The following is a 25125-nucleotide window of genomic DNA, read 5'->3' as shown; positions in this document are numbered from 1 at the left end:
GTTGCTGCTGCTGATGCCGGGTGTCGCCTCGGCAGCAGCCAAGTCGGTGACCCCGCTCGCAAGCGGCTGGCAGGTGCGGATCGATCCCGCCGATGGCGCGGCGGCGAAGGCGCATTCACGCGCCGCGCGCTGGATCGCGGCGCGGGTGCCGGGGAGCGTCCAGCAGGATCTGATCGCGGCGGGGCAGGTGCCCGATCCGTTCAAGGGGACGGACGAGGCCGCGATCCAGTGGGTCGGGCTGACCGACTGGCAATGGCGAACGACGCTGACCGTCACGCCGACGATGCTGGCGCGCGGGCACCTCGACCTGGTGTTCGACGGGCTCGATACCTTTGCGCGCGTGACGGTGAATGGCCGCGCGCTGCTGACCGCCGACAATGCGCACCGCCGCTGGCGCGCGGACGCGAAGCCGTTGCTGAAGCCCGGCGCGAACGAGATCGTCGTCGCGATCGCCTCGCCGATCAGGCGGTTGCAGCCGATGGTGCTGGCCGAGAAGAACCCGCTGCCCGGCGAATATGACAGCGCCTTCGGCGACGAGCCCAAGGGCAAGCAGACGTCGCCGTACATCCGCAAGGCGAAGTACGGCTATGGCTGGGACTGGGGTCCGCGGATCGTTACGATCGGGCTGTGGCGTGCGGTTCGGCTGGAGGCGTGGGATGATGCGCGGATCGATCGCCTGCGCGTCGAGCAGGAGGCGCTGGGCGATGCCGAGGCGCGGGTCGCGGCAAAGCTGGAGGTGGTCGCCGACCATGCGGTGACGACGATGGTGCGCGCCACGGTGACGACGCCGGCGGGCGCCGCGATCGCGGCGGAGCGGCGGGTGACGCTGAGCGCGGGGCGCAACTTGGTGTCGGTACCGCTGACGATCGCCAATCCGCAGCGCTGGCAGCCGGTCGGCTATGGCGCGCAGCCGCTGTACCGGGTCGAGGCGGCGCTGGGCGACGACGATCGTGTGTCCTCGCGGATCGGGCTGCGGACGGTCGACCTGATCCGTGGGCAGGGCGCATTCGGCTTTCGCGTCAACGGCACGGCGATCTTCGCCCAGGGCGCGAACCTGATCCCGTTCGACAGCTTTCCCGCGCGCGTCACGCCGGCGACGATGCGTTCGCTGCTGGCCGATGCGCGCGCCGCGAACATGAACATGATCCGGGTGTGGGGCGGCGGCTATTATCTCGACGACGCCTTCTACGATGCCGCCGACGAGCTGGGCATCATGGTGTGGCAGGACTTCATGTTCGGCGGATCGGTGACGCCGCCCGACGCCGCCTATCGCGAGAATGTCCGCATCGAGGCCGACGAACAGGTCGCGCGGCTGGCCGACCATCCGTCGATCGTGCTGTGGGCGGGCGGTAACGAGATCCTGTCTGGCTGGGAGAATTGGGGCGACCGCAAGGCGTTCAAGAAGGCGATCGGCGCGGACGAGCAGGAGCGGATCGGCGTCGGCATGGCAGTGCTGTTCGATCGAGTGCTGCGCGATGCGGTGACGCGCAATGCGCCGGGGACGCCGTACTGGAACAACTCGCCGTCGACCGACTACGAAGGCCCCATCGATACCGATGCCAGCGGCGACCGGCATTTCTGGGACGTGTGGTCGGGATCGAAGCCGGTCGAGAATTATCTGAACGGCTGCCCGCGCTTCATGTCGGAATATGGCTTCCAGGCGATGCCCGACCTGGCGACGATCCGCGATTTCGCCGGCAAGGGCGCGCTGGCGCCCGACGCGCCGGTGATGAAGGCGCACCAGAAGTTCCTGGCGGGCGAGGGCAACGAGCGGCTCCGGCTGTATCTCGACCAGCGGCTGCGACCGGCGAAGGATTTCGCGGACTTCGTGTACCTGACGCAGGTCAACCAGGCGCAGGCGATTCAGCTGGCGGCGTCGCATCATCGCGCGTGCCGGCCGGTGACGATGGGGTCGCTGTACTGGCAGCTCAACGACGTGTGGCCGGCGGTGTCGTGGGCGAGCGTCGATTACGAGGGGCGGTGGAAGCTGCTGCACTATGCGGCGCGGCGGTTCTTCGCGCCCCAGGCGATCGTCGCCGAGCGCAAGGGCGATGCGACGCGCGTCGTGCTGGTGTCCGACGCGACGACGCCGATCGCGGCGGAGTGGCGGGTGCGGGCGATGACGATGGACGGGCGCGCGCTGCGCAGCTTCCAGGCGGCAGTGACGCTGCCGCCGCTGTCGGCGACCGAGGTGGTATCGCTGACCGACGCCGACCTGTTCGCCGAGGCGCCCTCGGCATCGAGCTATGCGGTGGCGGAGCTTGTTGTCGACGGGCGGGTCGCAAGCCGTACGATCGTGGAGCGCAGCGTGCCCAAGGACATGGCCTATCCCGACCCGGGCCTGACCGCGACGTGGAACGGCAACGCGGTGACGGTGAGCGCCAAGGCGCTGGCGCGGGCGGTGATGCTCGATTTCGGCGACATCGGCGCGCAGCCGTCGGACGACGGCTTCGACCTGTTACCCGGAGAGAGCGTGACGGTGACGGTGAGGTCGAAGGCGTCGGCGGCGACGCTGAAAAAGGCACTCACGCCGCGGAGTCTGGCGCGATGATCTGGTTGGTGCTGGCGGCGCAGGCGGCCGACCCCGTCACCGCGGCGGTCGCGGCGATGACGATCGAGGAGAAGGCGGCGCAGCTGCAATCGACCGCGCCGGCGGATGCGAAGGCTCGGCTGCCCGCCTATGACTGGTGGAACGAGGGGCTGCACGGCCTCGCGCGCAACGGCCGCGCGACGGTGTTTCCGCAGGCGATCGGGCTGGCGGCGACGTGGGACGTCGAGCTTCTCGGCCGAGTCGGCGACGTCGTCGCGACCGAGGCGCGGGCCAAGTTCAACGCCCGTCCGGCATCGGCGGATCGACGCATCTATGAAGGGCTGACGATCTGGTCGCCCAACATCAACATCTTCCGCGATCCACGCTGGGGGCGGGGGCAGGAAACCTATGGCGAGGATCCCTATCTGACGGGGCGGCTCGGCGTGGCGTTCGTCCGCGGATTGCAGGGGCCGGATCCCGCGCAGCCCAAGGTGATCGCGACGCCCAAGCATTTCGCGGTCCACAGCGGGCCGGAGGCCGGGCGTGACGGGTTCGACGTCGATCCTTCCCCGCGCGACCTGGAGGCGACCTATCTGCCCGCGTTCCGGCTGGCGGTGACCGAGGGCAAGGCGCGCTCGGTGATGTGTGCGTATAACTCGATCCACGGCACGCCGGTGTGCGCGCTGCCGTCGCTGATGATCGACCGGCTGCGCAAGGATTGGGGCTTCACCGGCTTCACGGTGTCCGATTGCGATGCGGTGGGGAATATCCATAGCTTCCACCATTATCGTCTCGACGGCGCAGGAGCTGCCGCCGCAGCGATCCGCGGCGGGAACGACCTCAATTGCGGGACGACCTATGCGGCGTTGCCCGAGGCGGTGCGACGCGGGCTGGTCAGCGAGGCGGAGGTCGACACGGCGCTGGTGCGTTCGCTGACGGCGCGGCGCGACCTGGGGATCGCGTTCGGCGGGACATCGCGCTGGTCGTCGATCAAGCCGACCGAGGTGGATACGCCGGCGCATCGCGCCATCGCGCTTGAGGCGGCGCGCAAGGGAATCGTGCTGCTGAAGAACGAGGGCGATCTGTTGCCGCTGAAGCCGACGACGAAGCTGGCGGTGATCGGGGCCAATGCCGACGACCTTGGCGTGTTGCAGGGCAATTACCATGGCAGCGCCGCGGCGCCGGTGACCCCGCTTGCCGGGCTGCGGGCCCGGTTCGGCAGCGTCGCCTATGCGCAAGGATCGGTGCTAGCGGATGGCGCGGCGGTGGTCGTGCCGGAGACGGCGCTGCGGGGTCTGAGCGCGACCTACGGCGTCGGTGGCAAGACGGTGGAGACACGGGCCGAGCGGCGTATCGACCTCGACCTCAACCGCATGGCACCGCGGTCGGGTCTGCCGGTGACGGGCTGGCACGGGCACTGGATGGCGGAGTTCACGCCGCCGGGGCCGGGGCGCTATCGACTGGTGGTCGACCAGGCGCAGTGCTGGAAGGACTGCACGCAGCACGATGTGGTGAAGCTGACGCTGGGCGGGCGGGTGCTGCATGACGGCGTACTGCCGAAGGGGCGCGTCGAGATCGCGATCGACAGCGACGGGAGCGCTCAGCCGCTGGTGCTCGATCTCGACCACCGCAGCGAGGACGAGAGCATCCGCCTGTCGTGGATGCCGCCCGCCGAGCCGCTGATCGCCGAGGCCGTCGCGGCGGCGAAGGCGGCGGACGTGGCGGTGATCGTCGCCGGCCTGTCGCCCGACCTGGAGGGCGAGGCGCTTCAGGTGCAGGTGCCGGGCTTCGTCGGCGGCGATCGAACCGACATCGCGCTGCCCGCGGCGCAGGTGCGGCTGATCGAGGCGGTGCGCGCTACGGGCAAACCGGTCGTGCTGGTGCTGGCGAGCGGCAGCGCGGTGGCGGTCGATCCGGCAAGCGCCGATGCGATCCTGGCGAGCTGGTATCCGGGGCAGGCGGGCGGGACGGCGCTGGCCGACACGCTGGCGGGCGCGAACAACCCGTCGGGGCGGTTGCCCGTCACCTTCTATCGCGCAACGAGCGACCTGCCGGCGTTCGTCGACTATGGGATGAAGGAGCGGACCTACCGCTATTTCACCGGCACGCCGCTGTGGGGGTTCGGCCATGGCCTGAGCTTCACGCGGTTCGGCTATAGCGATGCCGTGGCGAGCGGCGGCGCGGTCGGCGCGCCGGTGACGGTGCGGGTGCGGCTGGCCAATGCCGGCGCGCGTGCGGGTGAGGAAGTGGTGCAGGCCTATGTCGTGCCGCCGGCGAGCGACGAGAGGCCGGGGTTCACCGATGCGGTGTTGCAGCGCCAGCTGGCGGGCTTCGTGCGCGTGTCGCTGAAGCCGGGTCAGGCGAAGAACGTCGCGCTGACGATCGAGCCGCGCAGCCTGTCGGTCGTGTCGCGCGACAGCACGCGGCGGGTGGTGCCGGGCAGATATCGCATCTGGATCGGTGGCGGCCAGCCGGGCGACGGCGCCGGGCAATGGGTCGACACCGAACTGACGGGCGCAGCGCAGGAGTTGCCGAAATGACGATCGATCGCCGCCAGTTGCTGGCCGGCAGCGCGCTCGGCGCGGTGGTCGCGGCGCTGCCCGCGATCGCCGCGCCGCTGCCGGTGCCGAAGCCCAACCTGTTCGTCGGCACCGGCGGCGACGGCCATACCTATCCGGGCGCGACGCTGCCGTTCGGGATGGTGCAGCTGTCGCCCGACACCGACATCGCGCGGTGGGACACCTGCTCGGGCTATCACCATGGCGACGCGTCGATCATGGGGTTCAGCCACACGCATCTGTCGGGCACGGGCATCGGCGACATGCTCGACGTGCTGGTGGTGCCGACGACGGGGCCGGTCAAGCTGGAGCCGGGGCCGCTCGACCAGCCGGACGCGGGCTATCGCCAGCGCTATTCGGACGAGCTGGCGGAGCCGGGTTACTATCGCGTCCGGCTGGAAAGCGGCGTGCTCGCCGAGCTGACCGCGACCGAGCGGACGGGCTGGCATCGCTATACCTTCCTCAAGGGGGCGGGGCATGTGCTGGTCGACCTAGCGCACATGGTGCTCGACAAATGGGATAGCGGCACGCTGGTCGAGGGCGCGAGCCTTGCCATCGATCGCGACGGGACGCTGACCGGTAGCCGTACCGTCAACCGCTGGGCCAAGGGACGCCGGATCCACTTCGCGATGCAGCTGTCGCGCAAGCCCGATCGCGTGACCTTTTATGGCGACGCGGATGCCGAGCAGCCGGCGGGAACGACCGAGGTCGCGGGCAAGCGGCTGAAGGTGGTGCTGCATTACGACCGCGCCGGCGACGCGCCGCTGCTGGTCCGCTGCGGCATTTCCGGCGTCGATGTCGCGGGCGCACGGGCGAACCTGGCGGCGGAGGCGAAGGCTTGGGACTTCGACGGCGTCCGGCGCCGGGCGGCAAGGGCGTGGGCGGCATCGCTGGGCACCATCGCGGTCGAGGGCGGGACGGCGGACCAGCGCACGATCATGGCGTCGGCGCTGTACCATGCGCAGCTGGCGCCGACGCTCTTCAGCGACGTCGACGGGCGCTATGCCGGCATGGACGGGCAGGTACATCGCGTGCCCGCAGGCGGCGCGGCGTACAGCACCTATTCGCTGTGGGACACGTATCGCGCGCTCCACCCGCTGCTGACGCTGGTAGCGCCTGGACGGGTCAAGAGCCTGGTCGACGACATCATCCGCCAGACCACGCAATCGCCCTATGGCCCGCTGGTCTGGCCGCTCCAGGCGAAGGAGACGGGGACGATGATCGGCTGGCACGGCGTGTCCGTGCTGGCGGAGGCGCAGGCGAAGGGGATCGCGGCGGACTATGCCGCGGCGTGGCCCGCGATCGCGAAGCGGTCGTTCGATTTCAGCGCGCCCGACAAGGACAATTCGCTCGGTCGCGATCTCTACGATCGGATGGGCTATGTGCCTGCTGACAAAGTGTTCGAGAGCGTCAGCCGGACGCAGGAATATGCCTATGACGACTGGGCGTCGTCGCATCTCGCCCGCGCCGCGGGGAAGGCCGACGATGCCGCACGGCTGCTGAAGCGCAGCGGCAACTGGCGCAACGTCATCGACGCCAGCATCGGCTTCGCCCGGCCCAGGCTCGCCGACGGCAGCTGGTGGACGCCGTACGACCCGATCCAGCTGGGACATATGCCCAAGCCGTGGTGGCGCGACTATACCGAGGCGAACGGCTGGCAGGCGACGTTCCTGAACCAGCACGACGTCTATGGCCTGATCGCGCATATGGGCGGGGATCAGGCGTTCGAGGCGCGACTCGACGCGCTGTTCACCGCGCCCTCGACGCTGCCCAAGAATGCGCCGCCCGATATCGCCGGGCTGGTCGGGCAATATGCGCACGGCAACGAGCCGGACCAGCATGCGCCGTACCTCTACGCCTACGTCGGCGCGCCCTGGAAGACGCAGGCGATGGTGCGGCGGCTGTGTACCGAGATGTACCAGAATACCCCCAAGGGCATCATCGGCAACGACGACTGCGGCCAGATGAGCGCGTGGTTCGTGCTGTCGGCGCTGGGCTTCTATCCGGTCGATCCGGTCGAGGCGGCCTATGTGCTGGGCTCGCCGCTGTTCGAGCGCGCGGTGATCCAGGTCGGTGGCGGCCGGTCGTTGACGATCGAGGCGCCGGGCAACCGTGCCGACACCCCCTATGTCCAGTCGGTGACGTGGAACGGGCGGCCTTGGACGAAGAGCTGGATCGCTCATGCCGAGCTGGCGAAGGGCGGGACGCTTCGCTTCGCGATGGGGGCCGAGCCCAACAAGGCGTTCGGTTCCGACAAGGCCGATCGCCCGCCGTCTTTCGGTCGCGCACCGGCGTGATCGCGGCGGCGCTGCTGATCGCAGGCCTGGCACCGGTCGGCTGCGTCGCGGGAGAGGGCGTCGCGGCCGATCTGCTGGCGACGCGACTGAACGAGCGCGGCGCCCGCGTGGTGCGGGGACGGTGCCGCGACATGCTGGTGGTGGCGCCCCCGGCGCAGGCCGAGGCGATCGTCGGCCGCGGTTGGCGCTCCCCCGGGGTGGCGGGTGAGGGCTATGCGGTGCGGCGTGTCGGGCGCGTGACCGTCGTCATCGCTGCGGGCACACGCGGGCTCGTCTATGGCGCGGGTTGGGTGCTCAGGGCGTGGCGCGGCGGTGGGGTTGCCGTGGCGGGGCCGGTCGATGAGGCACCGGTCTATGCGGGACGGCTGACCCAGATCGGCTATCGCGCCAAGAACAACAGCTACGACGCCTGGACGCTGCCGATGTTCAGGCGGCGGATCGAGGATCTGGCGCTCTGGGGTGCGAGCGGGGTGCAGGTAATCGCGCCGGTTTCGGACGATGCCGCGGCGAGCCCGCTCTTCCCCGCGCCGCCGATCGAGACGCTGCGCGGGATCGGCAATGCCGCGCACGCTTTGGGGATCGACTTCGCGCTCTATTACCCGCTGCTCGGCGACTATGGGAAACCCGGTGAGACCGCGGCGGAGATGGCGCGGCTGCGGGATCTGCTCGGGGCGCTGCCGCAGATCGACGCCTTCTACATGCCAGGTGGCGATCCCGGCCATACCGCGCCGCCGCTGCTGTTCGGCGTTGCAGGGGAAGCGGCGCGGATGGTGCGGGCGACCAATCCCGCTGCGCGAGTGTGGTTGTCCACGCAGGGGTTCGATGCCGCGGGCTACGAGGCCTTTTACGCCGAGCTGGCGAGGCAGCCCGCCTGGCTGACCGGGGTGTTCGTCGGGCCGCAATCGCGCGACCCCGTGCCGGTGCAGCTCCGACGCATCCCCGCGCGCTATCCGATCGAGCTCTATCCCGACATCGGTCACACGATGCATGCGCAATTCCCGGTCGATCGCTGGCACCCCGCCTTCGCGCTGACCGAGGGGCGCGAGCCGATCGATCCCCGGCCGCTGGCGATGACCGCGATCTTCCGCCGCTTCATGGCGCTGACGAGCGGGTTCACGACCTATTCGGAAGGGGTGAACGACGACGCCAACCAGTTTCTGTGGATGCGGCTGGCGTGGGAGCCGCAGGCCGAGCCGCGCAGCCTGATGGCGGATTACGGGCGCAGCGTGATCGGCGATGTGCGTGCGGGCGAGGCGGCGTTCGCGCTCGAGCGCAACTGGGTCGGCGACCCGGCGGCGAATGCGTCGATCGATGCGACGCTGGCGCTGGTCGACCGGATGCAGGGTAGCGGCTGGCAAGCCGACAGCCTGCGCTATCGCGCGGTCTATGATGCGCTGGTGCGAGCGCGGCTGGGCGAGGCGCGGCGGCGCGATGCGGCGGCGCGGGCGGCACTGCTGCGCGCCGACGGGGCGGTGGCGATCGCGGCCTATGCGGTGCCGGACGGCGCCGAGGCGAAGGCACTGCGTAAGCGATTGTTCGGGTTGGCGGCGCGACCTCATGCCGGTGCTCGGTTGCAGCTGAGCGTTCCGCTATACGGCGCGTCGAGCGTCGAGCGCGGGGCCAATCTTGATCGCGTCGACGTGACACTCGACGATCGGCACTGGTTGATCCCGCGGATCAGGGCGGCGACCGACCGGGCGGCGCTGGTGCGGCTGGGCGATCATGCCCGGGCGGCCGAGGGGGCGCTGTACGACGATCTGGGCGATCCCGACCATGAGCCGCATCTGGTGCGGGGAGCGGGCCTCGCCGCCGATCCGCCGGGCTTCGCCAGCGCGATCGACGGCATCGCCGACCGGACGCCTGACGATGGCTGGCGGATGTCCGAGATCAGCTATGCCGAGACGCTGTACGATGCGCCGCTGACGCTGCGCTATACCGGGCTCGATCCCCGGCGGCGCTATCGGCTGGTCGCGACCTGGGCCGGCGAGGATTATGCGCTGTCGATGCGGCTGGTCGCCAATGATACGATCGAACTACACCCGTACCGCCCGCGCACACGCAATCCCGAGACGGTCGAGGTGGCGATCCCCGCCGCCGCGACGGCGGGCGGCACGCTGACGCTGGGCTGGACCCGCCCGCCCGGCATGGGCGGCAGCGGCCGCGGCCATCAGATCGCCGAAACCTGGCTGATCCCCGAACATTTGACTGGAGCCCAACGGTGACCGAACTTACGCGCCGCCACCTCGTCGCCTCCGGCGCGCTGCTGTCCGCCGCCCCCGCCTTCGCCGCGAGCGACCGGACCGGCGCGCCCACGCCCTGGGGGGCGACACCGTCGCCGCGCCAGCTCGCGTGGCATGGCCACGAGCAATACGCCTTCATCCATTTTTCGATCAATACCTTCACCGACAAGGAATGGGGCTTCGGTGACGAGAGCCCGGCGCTGTTCAACCCGACCGATTTCGACCCCGACCAGATCGTCGCTGCGGCGAAATCGGCGAACATGCGCGGCATCATCCTGACCGCGAAGCACCACGACGGCTTCTGCCTGTGGCCGACGATGCTGACCGAGCATTGCATCCGCAACTCGCCCTACAAGCAGGGCAAGGGCGATATCGTCGGGGAGCTGGAGCAGGCGGCACGGCGCGCCGGGCTGATGTTCGGGCTCTACCTGTCGCCATGGGACCGCAACCACGCCGAGTATGGGCGACCGGCCTATATCGATTACTATCGCAAGCAGGTCGTCGAGCTGTGTACGCGCTATGGCGAGCTGTTCGAGTTCTGGTTCGACGGGGCGAACGGCGGCGACGGCTATTACGGCGGCGCGCGCGAGACGCGGAAGATCGACGCGCCGGCTTATTACGATTGGCCGTCGATCATCGCGCTGGTCCACCAGCACCAGCCCAAGGCCTGCACCTTCGATCCCTTGGGCAGCGATATTCGCTGGGTCGGGAACGAGGACGGCATCGCCGGCGATCCGTGCTGGCCGACGATGCCCAACCACGCCTACGTTCAGGCGGAGGGTAACTCGGGCGTCCGCGGGGCGCCGCTGTGGTGGCCGGCGGAGACCAACACGTCGATCCGGCCGGGCTGGTTCTATCACAGCGACGAGGATTCGAAGGTCCGTAGTCCCGAGAATCTGGTCCGCTATTATGACACGTCGGTAGGGCGGGGCACGAACATGCACCTCAACCTGCCGCCCGACCGGCGTGGGCGGATTCCCCACCAGGATGCGAAGATCCTGAAAAGCTTCGGCGATGCGATCCGGGCGAGCTTCGCGAGCGATCTGGCGCAGGGCGCGGTGGCGCATGCCAGCCACGAGCGGGGATCGGCGTTCGCGGCCGACAAGGTGCTCGACGGCAGGCGCGACAGCTATTGGTCGACACCCGACGAGGTGACGCAGGCGACGCTGGTGCTCGACCTGCCGCCGGGGCGGGCGTTCGACCTGATCCGTATCCGCGAGCATCTGCCGCTCGGTATCCGGGTGACGAAATTCGCGGTCGACGTTCAGATCGACGGTGCCTGGCGCGAGCTGGCGGTCCACGAGTGCATCTCGGCGCAGCGGATCATCCGCCTGCCCCAGCCGGTGACCGCGCGGCGGTTGCAACTGCGCATCCTCGAGGGCACGGCCTGCCCCGCGATCAGCGAGGTTTCGCTGTTCCGTTCGGTGGCGCCGGTGCCGGTGCCGGCGATCGTGTCGAGCGATCCCAGCGTGTTGTCGACCGCCGGGTGGCGGATCGTGGCGGCGTCGGCGCCTGGGGCCGACGTGTTGCTCGACAATGATGCCAAGACGATCTGGACGCAACCGGCGCCCGTCGCGGGCAAGCCGGCGAGCGTCACGCTCGACCTTGGCCAGGCGGAGATGCTGGCCGGTTTCAGCCTGACGCCGTCGCGACAGGTGATGACCGATGCGGCGCCGCCCAAGGGCTATGTCGTGGAGACCAGCGTCGATGGGCGAAGCTGGCAGCCGGGCGCGAGCGGCGAGTTCGCCAACATCGCCTATGCGCTGTCGACGCAGCGGATCGCGTTCGCCACGCCGCGTCGGGCGCGCTTCCTGCGCCTCAGCTTCGCCGCGACCGCGGTGCCTGCGGCGAAGCTGGCGGTGGCGGGCGTCGGCGGCTTTACTTCCAAGTGAAATTACGTTTGACTAATGAAAATGCCGGCGCATGATGCAAGACCGGGGGGAAAAGATGCGATTTTTGAATAAGGTGGTGGTCGTCACTGCCGCAGCGAACGGTATCGGCCGTGCCAGTGCCGAACGGCTGCGTGACGAGGGCGCGAAGGTGTGGGCGCTCGACCGCGACGGCGACGCGCTGAACGCCATCGACGGTGTCGAACGGGTATTGGTCGACCTGACCAACGCCGCCGAGGTTGCTGCGCTGCCCGATCGGATCGGCGCGATCGATACGCTGTGCAACATTGCGGGTTATGTCGCGGCGGGCGATATCCTGGCAGGCAGCGAGGCGGACTGGGCGTTGTCGTTCGACCTCAACGTCCACGCCAGCTATCACATGATCCGCGCATTCCTGCCCGGCATGCTGGACAAGGGCGGCGGTGCGATCGTCAACATGTCGTCGATCGCATCAAGCGTGAAGGGCATTCCCAACCGCTGCGCCTATGGCGCATCGAAGGGCGCGGTGATCGGGCTGACCAAGGCGGTCGCCGCCGATTTCGTCGGTCGCGGCATCCGCTGCAACTGCATCTGCCCCGGCACGGTCGAGACGCCATCGCTGCGCCAGCGCGTCGTCGACCAGGCGGCGGCGCAGGGCGTGGCGGTGGCCGATGCCGATGCCGCCTTCGTCGCGCGCCAGCCGATGGGCCGGCTGGGCCGCGCGGAGGAGATCGCCGCGCTGGTCGCCTATCTCGCCAGCGACGAGGCGGGCTTCACGACCGGCGCCGTCCATGTAATAGACGGCGGGTGGGTGAATTGACCCGCGTTACCGGGCTTCGCACGATCGATCTGCGCTTCCCGACGAGCCTGTCGCTCGACGGATCGGACGCGATGAATCCCGATCCCGACTATTCGGCGGCCTATGTCGTGCTCGACACCGATACGCCGGGGCTCGAGGGGCATGGCCTGACCTTCACCATCGGGCGCGGCAACGACGTGTGCGTCGCGGCGATCGAGGCGATGCGCCATCTGGTGGTGGGTATCGACCTGGCCGAGATGGCGGCGGCGCCCGGCGCGATGTGGCGGCGACTGACCGGCGACAGCCAGCTGCGCTGGATCGGGCCGGACAAGGGCGCGATCCACCTCGCGACCGGGGCGGTGGTCAACGCGCTGTGGGACTTGTGGGCGAAGGCGGAAGGCAAGCCGGTGTGGCGGCTGGTCGCCGACATGACGCCCGAGCAGATCGTCGCCGCGATCGACTTTCGCTACATCACCGATGCGATCACCCCCGACGAGGCGCTGGCGCTGCTGACGGCGCGGGCGGAGGGCAAGGCGGCGCGGATCGCGACGCTCGAGGCGAACGGCTATCCCTGCTACACCACCTCGGCGGGGTGGCTGGGCTATCCCGACGACAAGCTCCGGCGGCTGGCGCAGGAGGCGGTCGATGCCGGGTTCCGGCACATCAAGCTGAAGGTCGGCCGCGACCTGATCGACGACATCCGCCGCGTGCGCATCGCGCGCGAGGTGCTGGGCCCCGACCGCGAGCTGATGATCGACGCCAACCAGGTGTGGGAGGTCGGCGAGGCGATCGAGTGGGTTAATGCGCTCGCCTTCGCCGATCCCTGGTTCATCGAGGAGCCGACCAGCCCCGACGACGTGCTGGGCCACCGGGCGATCCGCCGTGGCATCGGCCGGGTGAAGGTCGCGACCGGCGAGATGTGCCAGAACCGCATCCTGTTCAAACAGTTCATGGCGGCGAGCGCATGCGACATCGTCCAGCTCGACGCGTGCCGGATCGGCGGGGTGAACGAGGCGCTGGCGGTGATGCTGCTCGCGGCAAAGTTCGACCTGCCCATCTGTCCGCATGCAGGCGGCGTCGGCCTGTGCGAATATGTCCAGCATCTGTCGATGATCGACTATCTGTGCTTTGCCGGGACGATGGACGGACGCGTTATCGAATATGTCGACCATCTGCACGAGCATTTCATCGACCCCTGCGTGATCCGCGACGCCGCGTACATGCCGCCGCAGCGCCCGGGCTATTCGATCGAGATGAAGCCCGAGAGTTTGCGCGACTACAGGTTCGGCGCGTGAAGCTGGGGCTCGCCGGCAGGGTCGCGATCGTGACCGGCGGCGGATCGGGCATCGGCGCGGCGATCGCACGCGGACTGGCGGCGGAGGGCGCGATCCCGGTGATCGTGTCTCGCACCGGCCCCCACGCGGCGACGGCGGCGGCGTTGGGCAAGGACTGGTCGTTCGTCGAAGCGGAGCTGGCCGACGATGCCGCCTGCGAAGCCGCGGTGGCGGCGACGGCCGAGCGCTATGGCCGGATCGATGCGCTGGTGAACAATGCCGGCGCCAATGACTCGATCGGGCTCGACGCGACGCCGGCGGCGTTCCGGGGGTCGCTCGACGCGAACCTGATCCATTACTTCACCATGGCGCGGGCCGCGCTGCCGCATCTGCGCGCCACGCGCGGGACGATCGTCAACATATCGTCGAAGACGGCGCTGACGGGCCAAGGCAACACCAGCGCCTATGCCGCCGCCAAGGGCGCGCAGCTGGCGTTGACGCGGGAGTGGGCGGCGGCGCTGGCCGGAGACGGCATCCGCGTCAATGCGGTGGTGCCGGCGGAGGTGATGACGCCGCTGTATCGCGAGTGGCTGCAGACCTTTCCCGATGCCGATGCTGCGGTGGAACAGATTGCGGCGCGGGTGCCGCTGGGCCAGCGGTTCACGACCGCGGAGGAGATCGCCGATACGGTGCTGTTCCTGCTATCGGATCGCGCTGGGCATACGACGGGGCAGTGGCTGATGGTCGACGGCGGCTATGTTCATCTCGACCGCGCGCTGGGCCGCGACACCAGCGGGTAACGCCGTCGTCGCCGACAAGAGCGATGCGGCCGTGGAGGAGGAGTGTGGCATGAAGGGCGAGCAGGCGCGCGGGTTCCGGCCGGCGATCATCCTGACGGTGGTGTTGTTCTTCCTGTGGGGAATGGCGAACAATCTCAACGACATCCTAATCGCGCAATTCCGCCGCGCCTTCAGCTTGAGCGATTTCGAAACCAGCTTCGTCCAGCAGGCCTTCTACATCGGCTATTTCGTGTTCGCGATCCCCGCGGCGATCGTCGCGCGCAAGCGGGGATACAAGACCGCGATCGTGATCGGCCTGACGCTGTACGGCATCGGCGCGCTGCTGTTCTATCCGGCGGGGCATTATGGCGAGTATCGCTATTTCCTCGCTGCGCTGTTCGTCATCGCGAGCGGGCTGGCGTTCCTGGAGACGACCGCCAACCCGTTGATCGCGGAGCTGGGCGATCCCGCAGGCGCGGCGCGGCGGCTGACGCTGGCGCAGGCGGCGAACCCGGTCGGGACCGTCGCGGGCGTGCTGATCGGCAAATATTTCATCCTGTCGGAGCTGGGGCATGATCCTGCGCAGATCGCGGTGATGGCGCCCGCGGCACGCACTGCACTGCTGCGCGAGGAGGTGGCGGCGGTACAGCTGCCGTATCTGGCGATCGGGCTGGTGGTGCTGGCGGTGGCGGTGGCGGCGTTGCTGGTGCGCTTCCCGCGGCATCGCGACGAGGCGGAGGGCGCGGGATTGGCGGGCGTCGCGTCGGTCCTGCGGCAGCCGGTGCTGCGCTTCGCGGTGATCGCGCAGTTCTTCTACGTCGGCGCTCAGGTCGGGCTGTGGAGCTATACCATCCGCTATGCGCAGGCGAACGTGGCCGGCATGATCGAGCGGTCGGCGGCGGACTATCTGTTCGCCAGCCTGGTGCTGTTCGGCATCGGCCGCTTCGTCGGATCGGCGCTGATGGCGCGGATCGCGTCGGCGACGTTGCTGGCGGTGTTTGCGACGGTCGCCGCGCTGCTGACGCTGGTTGCGGCCTTCGTCGGCGGCGAGCCGGGGCTGTGGGCGCTGGTGGCGGCGAGCTTCTTCATGTCGGTGCAGTTCCCGACGATCTTCGCGCTCGGCCTGCGCGGGCTGGGGCCGTTGGCGCAATCGGGTGCGTCGCTGATCGTGATGGCGATCATCGGCGGCGCGGTGCTGACCGGCGCGATGGGGCGCGTATCGGATCTCGCCGGGATCAATATGGCGCTGCTGGTGCCGGTGCTGAGCTTTGCCGTGGTGCTGTCGTTCGCCCGCATGGCGGCGCGCCGGGCATAGCCTCATCCGCCGCTGGCGGGCGGCAATTTGGATGGTAGAGGCGCTTCCATGGCGCAACGTCGATCATCCCGTTCCCGTCGGCGCCAGGCGCCGGGCGCGGCGGAGCGCTGGTTGCTGCTGATCGGCGTCGTGGCGTTCGTGGTGATCGCCGCCGGGGTGATGGGGCCGTGGCGCCCGGAAAAGGTGGTGCCCAACTTGCCCGAGCCGATGTCGATGGCCGAGGCGCGTGCGTCGAATGCCAGGGTGCCGATCGAGGCCAGGCGCTGGCTGCCGCCGATCCGCTATCGCTTCCGAGGCGGCCCGGCGGAACGCGCGCAGGCGACCGAGTGCCTGGCAACGGCGGCACTATACGAGGCGGGCGACGACCGGCCGGGCCAGCGCGCGGTGATCCAGGTCATCCTCAACCGGGTGCGGGCGCCGGGATTTCCGCGAACGATCTGCGGTGTCGTCTATCAGGGATCGTCGCGGGTGACGGGGTGCCAATTCTCGTTCACCTGCGACGGATCGATCCGGCGCCGCACGATCCATTGGGGCTGGGGCGGCGCGCGGCGGGCGGCGCGCGAGGCGCTGGCGGGGCGTGTCTATCGACCGGTCGGGCGGGCGACGCACTATCATACCGACTGGATGGTGCCCTATTGGCGCGACACGATGGTGAAGGTGGCGAAGGTGCGGACGCATCTGTTCTATATTCGCGCCTGAACGGTCGCATTCCGGCAACGATGTGATGCCGTCATCCCTATTTCGAAACGGTGGCCGAACGCTCATCTTGGGGGCAACGAAGCGCTACGTCGCTTCATCGGACTTTCGAGGAGACAGAGCATGATCGACCATCGCCCCTTCGCCACGCTCGGTGGTGCCAATCACGGCTGGCTGGACGCGAAACATCATTTTTCGTTCGCGAGCTATTACGATCCGTCGCGGATGGGCTGGGGGCCGATCCGGGTGTGGAACGACGACGCGATCGCGGCGGGCACCGGCTTTCCGCCGCATCCGCATGCCGACATGGAGATCATCACTTATGTCCGCGAGGGCGCGATCACGCATCAGGACAGCCTGGGCAATACGGGTCGGACTGAGGCGGGCGACGTCCAGGTGATGAGCGCGGGGTCGGGCGTTCGTCACTCCGAATACAACCGCGAGAGCGACCTAACGAAGATCTTCCAGATCTGGATCGAGCCAAAGGAGCGCGGCGGCCAGCCGGCATGGGGCGCGCGGCCCTTTCCCAAGGGCGAGCGCTCGGGTCGGTTCGTGACGCTGGCGAGCGGGGTCGTGGGCGACCAGGACGCGTTGCCGATCCGCACCGACGCGCGCGTGCTCGGCGCGACGCTGAAGGCGGGTGAAAGCACGGAATATCCGTTGGGCGAAGGGCACCATGCCTATCTCGTCCCGGCGACGGGAGCGATCGAGATCAACGGTGTGCGGTTGGCAGCGCGCGACGGCGCCGCGATCCGTGACGAGCGGGTACTGACCGTCACGGCGATCGAGGATGCGGAGATCGTGCTGGTCGATGCCGCCTGACGGGGCGAGTCACTGGTCGACGATGGCGACGCTCCCGGCGGCCGGATCAGGGCCGCCGGGGGCACGCTAGGGCGACGCTCGGCGACTCGGGGATTGCGGAGGTCGGCGTAGGCAGCCGCTCGGGGGACTCGGGCAGTTGGCACTCTTCGTGAGGCGACCGCCTGCCGAGCCGGGACTGACGAAGGTCAAGTGTCTGATTTTCAGCCCGTAATCCGAAGTCTTCGATAACGTGAAATGGAAATGCGTTACTATGGAAGATTACCGATCTACTTGAGCGATGTCGATTGCCGCGGTGCAACAACTGTGGTATCCCGACCGTTGAAGGAGATACGCCGATGCGTCGGATCGGGACTGCGATTGTCATGGCTGCTGCGCTGATCGCGACGGCAGGAACGGCTGACGCCCAGCGCAAGAAGACGACGACGCCGGTCGTGACCAATCCGGCGGCGCCGCCGCGTAGCCCGGATGCACCCCCGCCGCCGCCTGCGGTGCTCCCGCCGCTGCCGCCGTCGAGCCCCTTCTGAGCGCTCGACCCGAAGACGATGGGGCTCGCCGGGTGCGGGCTCTTTTGTCGTTTTGGAGCGCCGCGATGGCGGTGGAAGGCCGGCTTTCGATCGCCTGAGCTGGCGCTGATCATAGCGATCGACGCAGAGCATAGTCGGGAATCCGGTCGAGGGGGCGGATTGTTTTCAAGTCCTCGACCATGAGGGCTCGACCCCTTGACGTGGAAGCGGCATCGGGGCGCTTCTCCAGCCGGCCGCCCGATCAGGATATGCTGTAAGAGGTCGGAAGCGGGCCGATGCCGCTTCTAACCCCAGCGTTACTGGATCAGCCTCTTGCGCGTGAGGCGGGGGCGGCTCCGAATGGAAATGGCTGCACCATCTTCGGTTGGCCGTGCTTGAAGTCGCCAAGACGGGGCACGCTACTCATCCAGAGCTGGGCTCGTGATCGCCCGGCGAAGGTCTTTGGCGGCGTCGCTCGCGTGCGCCTGGCCCGGCCACGCGTCTGCACTTCGTGTCAGTAGCCTTTGCGGGGCGACCGCGTAGCGGCAGCGGAAATGGTCGCCAGCGGCGTCGAGGTGTCGGTCACGACGCTGAAGCACCGCTCCCTTCGGCCCGGCACCCGCTTTCGCGCCGTCACGATCCTGATGTGCTCGTGTATCAACCCCAAGACACAACGCCGCGTCGGACGCGCGTCGTACTACTCGTCATCCGTCGCGGGGCCATTCTGGATGAGCGACACCGATGCCGGGGTCCATGTCTTCTGCTTGGCAGCCATGCGGGCACCGAACAGGGCGTACACAATGGCGCACACGAGTGCCCCACATCCGCCGCCGATCGCGATCAACATCGTTTCAAGCCCCGTTTCGGCCGCTCAGTTGATCGCGGTCACGTCGTGCTGGCGTAACCCGCTGTTTGTCCGGGGCTGCGTTGTCAGCATGGAGCGACACCAGCGTAGCGGGATCAAGGCCACGCCGATCGTCAGGAAGGTCAGCGAGATGGCGAAATAGCCGATCAGGCCGGCGCCGATGATCATCCGCCGCCAGGGGCGGCGGTCGATGAAGCGATAGAAGAACGTCTCGGTACGGCCCATGATGCACTCCCCGATCAAGAGCTTGCCTGTATCCATGCCGCGACCATCCGGGGCGGGGCAGAGCCCCGGGCGGCTGCGGTCCATGTCGTTGCCGCCGTCAGCATCGCTTCCGTCCGACACCGCGCCCCGTGACGTGGCCGCTGCGTCGGACGGACGCGATCGTCACGCCAGCAGGGTGACAGCGCCCTTCGCGCGGCGACGCATCGTCACCCCGATGGCGCCGAAGCCGATCAGCATCATCGCCCAGCTCGCCGGCTCCGGGATGGCGGTGATGAGCAGGCTGTACTTTTCCGCCGAGTTGTACTTGTTGGTGAACACGAACGAACCCGTCAGGAACGTCGGGGCGATTGAAGGACCGGTGATGACCGACGGACCGTTGGTCGTCAGGATCGCGCGATCATCCACGTCCACCGTAGTATTGTAATAATCCTCGATGTAGAAGCCACCGTCTAGTTTATCCGTGTAGAATTCGATCAATGCGGCGTTGTTGGTCTTGGCGCTGAATCCCGGCAGGTCGGAAAAATTACCCTCGACGATGTAATAGGACGATTCGCCATCGGCATATCCGTCAGTCGGCTGATCGGTGTCGATCGTCCACACTGCACGGTGCGCGCCGTTCAACTCGAAGGAAAAGACGGTGGCCGTGGCGGAGGTAGCCGTCATCGCGGCGGCCAGCGCCATCGCAGCAGCCGACCAATTCTTGAGTTTCATCTGTAAATCCCCCTGTTTGATTCGCAGGTTAACGGTGGGTTAACCGTGCAGCAAGGGACTCATCATCCGCTTATGGTCCGATTATGATACATACTGGCTGCTAATATTGCAGTAATGCATGCCGTTTATGCAGTCGTGTATAAAAACAAACACTTAGACCGTAGCGTCTAGCGACTGGTACAAATAAATCATTGTATTGACTGCCAAACTATCAATTACGACAAGTCGACGCGAAGCGCGGGCGGTACATCCTGTATCGGCACGGCGGCGTCTCGTGGCAAGGATACAAACTGCGCCGGGCAACCGCCTGGAATGTCGACCGTTCGGCGAGACGTGGTCACACCGTGGTTCGTCTCGCTCGAGACCGGGCCGATCGTTACGAAATGCGTTGGCTGGAGGCAGCGCATCGTCCAGGGGCCGCTCGCAGCGATCGTGCTGCCGGGTGTGCGTGCCTTCCATGACAGGACGTGGCGCCCCGGGTCGGCGAAGGTGATCTGCCGTACCCTGTCATCATGCCCGCTAGTGTCGCCGAAAGCCCAACCCAGCAGGCCGCTGCGCGACGAGCCCGGCCGTCGGAAGCTTCGGTCGATTAGCAGATCGCGGCCAGGCGCGAAGGCGGCGCGCAGGGCGAAGGCGGCATCGACGTCGTTGGCGGCGACGATCGTTTCGGCCAGCGACTCGATCTCGTCATCCGTGGGCGGCGCGATCGCCTTCATAGTGGTCAGCAGTGCGACCGCGTCGCCATGGCCAGCTGCGATCAGGCCGCGCTGGTGGACGAGCAGGTCGACGCGCCAGGGCGGCCTTGCGGCGAGGCGCGTCGCGATGGCGTCGCGTCCCTCCGCCGACGCCGCGGCGTCGCGCAGGAACGTGAAGACGGGGGCTTGATAAGCCTGTTGCCGCAGCAGGAGGTCGGCGTCCCGGACGGCGCCGGCCAGATCGCCATCGGCGGCCTTGATCGCCAGCGCCATGAAGCGGATCGGCAGGTTGCGCTTGGTCAAGCTGGTCGAAACCGCGATGAGGCGCTTCTCCTCGGCCCAGCGACCGGCGGCGTCGTCGGCGCGGACGAGCGCTTCGAGTGCGCGGTCGTCGAGCGGTGCGCGGATCAGCGCGTCGCGGGGCGTCGTCGTGTCGCGTGCGGACCGCACGGATCCAAGGACCAGCGCCGTGCCGAAGACGAGGATCGCCAAGGCGAGGGCGAGGCGGAGAGCGAGCCTCACGATGCCGTGCCCCGGCGATCCGCCGCCGACAGCAGGATGCCGGAGAGCAGTCCGAAAACCGCCGACAGCGCCATCATGCGTAGCGGGAAGTCGAGCGCGGAATGGATCAGGAGGATCGCCAGCCCCGCTGCCGCCGCTTGCCCCAGCGACCGGCGACGGGCGGCATGGGCGGCGGCGGTGAGCAAGCCGATGCCGGCGACGATCAGAACGAGCGCGGGCAGGCCGCCCTCGAGCAGCAGCTGCAGAAAGTCGTTGTGGGCGGCGGGGATGCGATACGGACCGATGAGCGCGTCGGACTCGTAGAGCGGGAAGATTTTGTCGAAGGTGGCGATGCCCGATCCCCAGGGCCAGAAGTCGCGCGTCGCGGCGAGCGTCGCCTGCCAGAAGGCATAACGCTCGCTGCCGTCGGCGAAGCGCGTGGCGACGAGCTGGACGGCGCCGCTCGCCCAGGCGGCCGCCACGGCGACGGCGAGCGCGACGCCTCCGATCGCCACGTCGCGTGGTCGCGGGCGGCGCTCGACCGACAGCAGCGCGGCGATCGCGAGCGCAGGTAGCAGGAGCGCCAGGCCGGCGCGCGAGGTGGTGGCCACGATACCGCCGGCGAACAGCAGCAGAACAATCGGTATCGCGGCGCGGCGCCGCGGCCCCATCACGGCAGGGGTGAGGACGATCGCCACGAGAAGCAACGTCGCCTGATGGTTGCGGTTGACGAACAGGCCGGGGCCGAACGGCGCGTGCGCATCGGCGAAGATCGTCACGGCGCCGGTGGCTCGCTGGAAGGCGCCGAGCAGCGCGGACACCAGCGCGACGAGGATGACGATGGCGAGCAGCGCGCGCTGGCGCTGCGGTGACAATCGGGTCGCCGCCCAGAAGAAGGCGATGCCGGGGATCAGCTCAAGGCCGGCAGCGAGCGTTGCCGCAGGGTCCAGCGACAACGGGTGCGGCGCGGGCGACGCGCCGATCGCGGCCAGGATCGCGAGCGCGGGGGCGCGCCCCGGCAGCGCCGTCCACATCGTGACGGGCAGCGGAATGAGATGGATCGCGGGGAGCGCCGCAACGGCGAGGATAAGTATCTTTGCAAAAAGGACAAACCGTCCATCGGTCAATTGCGGATAGACGGCGGCAACGAACGCGAGAAGAGCAATGGAAATTAGCTGAATACAATAGGATAGCACTGGAAAGCCGCTGCCGGCACCGCCTAAGGCCAAGACGGTGACAAGCGCAATGAGGCATATCCAGAATAACAGGTCGCCATCACGTAATCGTGTAGCACGAAAGGATAATAAATCCTGTATCATTCAATAACTTAGCGAAATAATATTGGTAACGTACCGCATGCCCCGCGCCTGACCCCGAGATTGCCACTATTACCAATGACATCGACTGGCGTGCCATAACTGGACGAAGCAAAATCAATGACTCGACAGCGCTTACAACTTCAGCTTATTGCAGTGCAACACTTGTTTCGTGGGGGGACTGTGTCGATCCGGTTGGCCGTTGTTTTGGCCACCCTGCCGATGGCGGCTGGGTGCGTCGAAAACCAGACGTCGCGCGTCTTGCCGCGCGGCGATGACGCATATCAGGCGCTCGCGGCGCGGGCGGCGAGCGTGGAGGCGCCGGTCGACTATCGGATCGGCGCGCTCGATACGATCGACGTGGCGGTCTTTGCGGAGCCCGACCTGTCGGTCAAAGGCGTCCAGGTCGATGCCGCGGGCAACGTCGAGCTGCCGCTGATCGGCACGGTGCCGGCGGCGGGCAGCACCGCGCGCCAGCTGTCGGATCGCGTCGGCCGCCTGTACGGCGCGCGCTATCTGGAGCATCCGCAGGTCACCGTCTCGGTCGCGACTGCCGTGTCGCAGCGCGTGACCGTCCAGGGCGAGGTGACCGAGCCCGGCGTCTATGACCTGAAGGGGACGACGACGCTGCTCCAGGCGATCTCGCTGGCGAAAGGCGAGACGCGGGTCGCGGCGCTGCGGAGCGTGTCGGTGTTCCGTGTCGTCGAGGGCACGCGTGTCGGCGCGATCTTCGACATCGCGGCGATTCGGCGCGGTGAGCAGCCCGATCCGGCGCTGGTCGGCAACGACATGGTCATCGTCGGCTATTCGGCGGGCAAGGGGGCGTGGCGCGACACGCTGGCGGCGGCGCCGCTGCTCAACGTCTTCGCCTTCAACGCGCTTCGCTGAGGATGGCGATGAACTACCCCGACGCCCCGCCGATATCGCCGCGATCATTCCGCCAGCCGTACGCCGACCCGCCCGCTGCCGGCAACGACGGCCTGCGGATCGAGGAGGCGCCCGCGATCGATTTCCAGACGCTCTGGAATGCGATGATCCGCAACCGCTGGATCATCCTGGGAATCATCGGCACTTGCCTCGCGATCGGGTTGGCCGCGTCGATGCTGACGGTGCCGCGCTATCGTGCGTCGGCCAGCGTGCAGATCGACCAGCGCGTCGCCAAGGTGCTCGGCACCGAGGACGACGACAATGTCGCGACCAGCAGCGCTGATGCCGATCGCTATCTGCAGACTCAGGTCGACGTGCTGAAGAGCCGCGCGCTGGCGATCCGCGTCGCCGACGCGCTGCGGCTGACCGGCGACGCCGATTTCCTGGCCGCGGCCGCGATCAAGCGCGAGGACCGGTCGCCGGAATCGTTGCGGTTGGCGGTGATCGACGCGCTCGACAGGGGGCTTACGGTGACGCTGCCACGCAATTCGCGCGTGGTGACGATCAGCTTCGCCAGCCGATCGCCGACGGTATCAGCGAAGGTCGCCAATGCCTATGTCGCGGAGTTCATCGAGAGCAGCCTTCAGCGCCGCTTCGACCAGTCGGCCTATGCGCGCAATTTTCTGTCGCAGCAGCTGGCGCAGGCGAAGGAGCGACTGGAGCAGTCGGAGCTGTCGACCAACGCCTATGCGCGGCAACAGCGGCTGATCGACGCGAGCTCGGCAGCCGGCGGCGCGAGCAATCCGGGCAGCGCGCCGCGATCGATCACCGCGGCCGATCTCGTCCAGCTCAATCAGGTGCATAACGAAGCCCAGGCCACGCGCCTGCAGGCGCAGGAGCGGTGGGAGCGCGCGCGCGCGACGCCGCTGATGAGCCTGCCCGACGTCTTGTCGAACCAGGCGATCCAGGAGCTGACCCGCCAGCGCGCCGAGCGCGAAGCCGCATATCGGCAGGAGCGCGAGCGGCACAAGCCCGACTATCCAACGGTGCGCGAGGCACAGGCGGCGATCGACGCGATCGACCGGCAGATTCGCGGGATCGCGAACGGCATCCTGGGCTCGATCCGCTACAGCTACGAAACCGCCGCAGCGCAGGAGCGTGCGCTGGGAACGCGGATCGACCAGCTGAAGGGGGCGACGCTGTCCGAGCAGGATCGCAGCGTCCGCTTCAATATCCTGAAGCGCGAGGCCGATACCAATCGCGAGCTGTACGACGGGCTGCTCCAACGCTTTCGCGAGATCAGCGCGGCGTCGGGTGCGACCAACAACAACATCGCGGTGATCGACCAGGCCGAGGCGCCCGCCCGCCCGTTCGCGCCGCGACCGCTGGTCAACCTGGGGATCGGGGCGCTGGTCGGGTTGCTGCTGGCAGGGCTGGCCGCGACGCTGCGCGAGCGGCTGGATGATTCGATTCGCGAGCCAGGCGATACCGAACGCAAGCTGGCGCTGCCGCTGCTTGGCGTATTGCCGCGCGCGACCGACGACGATCCGATGCGCGACATTGCCAAGCCGCGGTCGCCCCTGGCGGAGGCGAGCCAGGCGCTGCGCACGTCGCTGGAGCTGACGTCGCCCGAGGGAATGCCCCACGTTACGCTGCTGACGAGCAGCCGGCAGGGCGAGGGCAAGACGACCAGCGCGGTGCTGATCGCGCTGATGCTGGCGCAGGCCGGCAAGCGGACGCTGCTGATCGACGCCGACCTGCGGAAGCCGTCGCTCCACAAATATCTGGGATTGGGCAATGCGACCGGGCTGTCGACGCTGCTCGCCGGCCAGGCGGAAGGGGCCGCGGTGGTCCAGGCGACCGCCGCCGAACGGCTCAGCGTCATCACCAGTGGCCCGATGCCGCCCGATCCCGCGCAACTGCTGGGATCGTCGGCACTGCCCGACGCGATCGCGGCCTTCGCCGGCAGCTACGACCGGATCGTCGTCGACGCGCCGCCGGTCCTGGGCCTGGCCGACGCGCCGCGGCTGGCGTCGATCGTCGACGGGGTGATCTTCGTGGTCGAGGCCAACCGCGCGCATCGCGGCGGCGCCAAGGCGGCGCTGAAGCGGCTGGAGGGCGGACGTGCCACGGTGATCGGCGCGGTGCTGACCAAGTTCAACCGCTCGGTCGGCTATGGCTACGACTATTACGGCTACGGCGCGGGCTACGGAAAAAGCAGGCTGATGAACGTCTTCCGGGAGAAGGCGGACGCCTGAACACGC

General features: G+C 68.3%; 19 protein-coding genes. 14 read left to right on the top strand and 5 right to left on the bottom strand.

What is annotated here, in order from left to right; translation table 11 throughout:
• The first annotated feature begins 13 nt into the window (after positions 1–13).
• From GGQ80_RS09020 to GGQ80_RS08970, 12 genes are all read left to right on the top strand, one after another.
• Positions 14–2551 (top strand): beta-mannosidase, encoded by a 2538-nt coding sequence (locus tag GGQ80_RS09020; protein ID WP_183984107.1) that lies wholly within the window; start codon positions 14–16, stop codon positions 2549–2551.
• Positions 2548–5070 (top strand): glycoside hydrolase family 3 C-terminal domain-containing protein, encoded by a 2523-nt coding sequence (locus tag GGQ80_RS09015; RefSeq protein WP_183983913.1) that lies wholly within the window; start codon positions 2548–2550, stop codon positions 5068–5070. Before GGQ80_RS09020 ends, GGQ80_RS09015 begins: the two co-directional genes overlap by 4 nt.
• On the top strand, positions 5067–7385 hold the full coding sequence (locus GGQ80_RS09010) for a GH92 family glycosyl hydrolase (RefSeq protein WP_183983911.1): 2319 nt from the start codon (positions 5067–5069) through the stop codon (positions 7383–7385). Before GGQ80_RS09015 ends, GGQ80_RS09010 begins: the two co-directional genes overlap by 4 nt.
• The gene (locus tag GGQ80_RS09005; protein WP_183983909.1) at positions 7382–9607 is read left to right on the top strand and encodes a hypothetical protein; all 2226 of its coding nucleotides are present in this window, start codon (positions 7382–7384) and stop codon (positions 9605–9607) included. Before GGQ80_RS09010 ends, GGQ80_RS09005 begins: the two co-directional genes overlap by 4 nt.
• On the top strand, positions 9604–11517 hold the full coding sequence (locus GGQ80_RS09000; protein WP_183983907.1) for an alpha-L-fucosidase: 1914 nt from the start codon (positions 9604–9606) through the stop codon (positions 11515–11517). Before GGQ80_RS09005 ends, GGQ80_RS09000 begins: the two co-directional genes overlap by 4 nt.
• Positions 11518–11572: 55 nt before the next feature.
• The gene (locus GGQ80_RS08995; RefSeq protein WP_183983905.1) at positions 11573–12313 is read left to right on the top strand and encodes an SDR family oxidoreductase; all 741 of its coding nucleotides are present in this window, start codon (positions 11573–11575) and stop codon (positions 12311–12313) included.
• A complete protein-coding gene (locus tag GGQ80_RS18295) occupies positions 12301–13587 on the top strand; it encodes an L-fuconate dehydratase (RefSeq protein WP_343050970.1) in 1287 nt (428 codons plus the stop codon). The genes GGQ80_RS08995 and GGQ80_RS18295 overlap by 13 nt, the downstream gene beginning before the upstream one ends.
• Positions 13584–14366: an L-fucose dehydrogenase gene (locus tag GGQ80_RS08990; protein WP_343050968.1), complete on the top strand. Its 783-nt coding sequence runs from the start codon at positions 13584–13586 to the stop codon at positions 14364–14366. Before GGQ80_RS18295 ends, GGQ80_RS08990 begins: the two co-directional genes overlap by 4 nt.
• Complete coding sequence (fucP, locus tag GGQ80_RS08985; RefSeq protein WP_425506035.1) at positions 14323–15660, top strand: L-fucose:H+ symporter permease; 1338 nt, start codon at positions 14323–14325, stop codon at positions 15658–15660. Before GGQ80_RS08990 ends, fucP begins: the two co-directional genes overlap by 44 nt.
• A gap of 48 nt (positions 15661–15708) precedes the next feature.
• On the top strand, positions 15709–16359 hold the full coding sequence (locus GGQ80_RS08980) for a cell wall hydrolase (RefSeq protein WP_183983900.1): 651 nt from the start codon (positions 15709–15711) through the stop codon (positions 16357–16359).
• 120 nt (positions 16360–16479) lie between these two features.
• Entirely contained in the window at positions 16480–17178 is a 699-nt protein-coding gene (locus GGQ80_RS08975; protein ID WP_183983898.1) for a pirin family protein, read from the top strand.
• Positions 17179–17513: 335 nt separating this feature from the next.
• Positions 17514–17702, top strand: coding sequence for a hypothetical protein (locus tag GGQ80_RS08970; protein WP_183983897.1), 189 nt, complete (start codon positions 17514–17516; stop codon positions 17700–17702).
• 676 nt (positions 17703–18378) lie between these two features.
• Here GGQ80_RS08970 and GGQ80_RS08965 read toward each other — a convergent pair.
• From GGQ80_RS08965 to GGQ80_RS08945, 5 genes are all read right to left on the bottom strand, one after another.
• Complete coding sequence (locus GGQ80_RS08965; protein ID WP_183983895.1) at positions 18379–18528, bottom strand: hypothetical protein; 150 nt, start codon at positions 18526–18528, stop codon at positions 18379–18381.
• A 24-nt stretch (positions 18529–18552) separates the two neighbouring features.
• Positions 18553–18855, bottom strand: a complete 303-nt coding sequence (locus GGQ80_RS08960; protein WP_183983893.1) for a hypothetical protein — start codon at positions 18853–18855, stop codon at positions 18553–18555.
• Positions 18856–18933: 78 nt separating this feature from the next.
• On the bottom strand, positions 18934–19482 hold the full coding sequence (locus tag GGQ80_RS08955) for a PEPxxWA-CTERM sorting domain-containing protein (RefSeq protein ID WP_183983891.1): 549 nt from the start codon (positions 19480–19482) through the stop codon (positions 18934–18936).
• Positions 19483–19697: 215 nt separating this feature from the next.
• Positions 19698–20699 (bottom strand): hypothetical protein, encoded by a 1002-nt coding sequence (locus tag GGQ80_RS08950; protein ID WP_183983889.1) that lies wholly within the window; start codon positions 20697–20699, stop codon positions 19698–19700.
• A complete protein-coding gene (locus GGQ80_RS08945; protein ID WP_183983887.1) occupies positions 20696–21805 on the bottom strand; it encodes an O-antigen ligase family protein in 1110 nt (369 codons plus the stop codon). The genes GGQ80_RS08950 and GGQ80_RS08945 overlap by 4 nt, the downstream gene beginning before the upstream one ends.
• Positions 21806–22216: 411 nt before the next feature.
• Here GGQ80_RS08945 and GGQ80_RS08940 point away from each other — a divergent pair, with 411 nt between their 5' ends.
• Both GGQ80_RS08940 and GGQ80_RS08935 read left to right on the top strand, forming a co-directional pair.
• Positions 22217–22882, top strand: coding sequence for a polysaccharide biosynthesis/export family protein (locus tag GGQ80_RS08940; RefSeq protein ID WP_221364282.1), 666 nt, complete (start codon positions 22217–22219; stop codon positions 22880–22882).
• Between the two features lie 8 nt (positions 22883–22890).
• Positions 22891–25119, top strand: coding sequence for a GumC family protein (locus GGQ80_RS08935; protein WP_183983883.1), 2229 nt, complete (start codon positions 22891–22893; stop codon positions 25117–25119).
• Positions 25120–25125 lie beyond the last annotated feature (6 nt).

It is taken from the genome of Sphingomonas jinjuensis (genome assembly GCF_014197105.1).
GTDB lineage: Bacteria > Pseudomonadota > Alphaproteobacteria > Sphingomonadales > Sphingomonadaceae > Sphingomonas > Sphingomonas jinjuensis.
The sequence above is the reverse complement of the archived record's forward strand: the minus strand, read 5'-3'. Positions and strand labels throughout refer to the sequence as shown.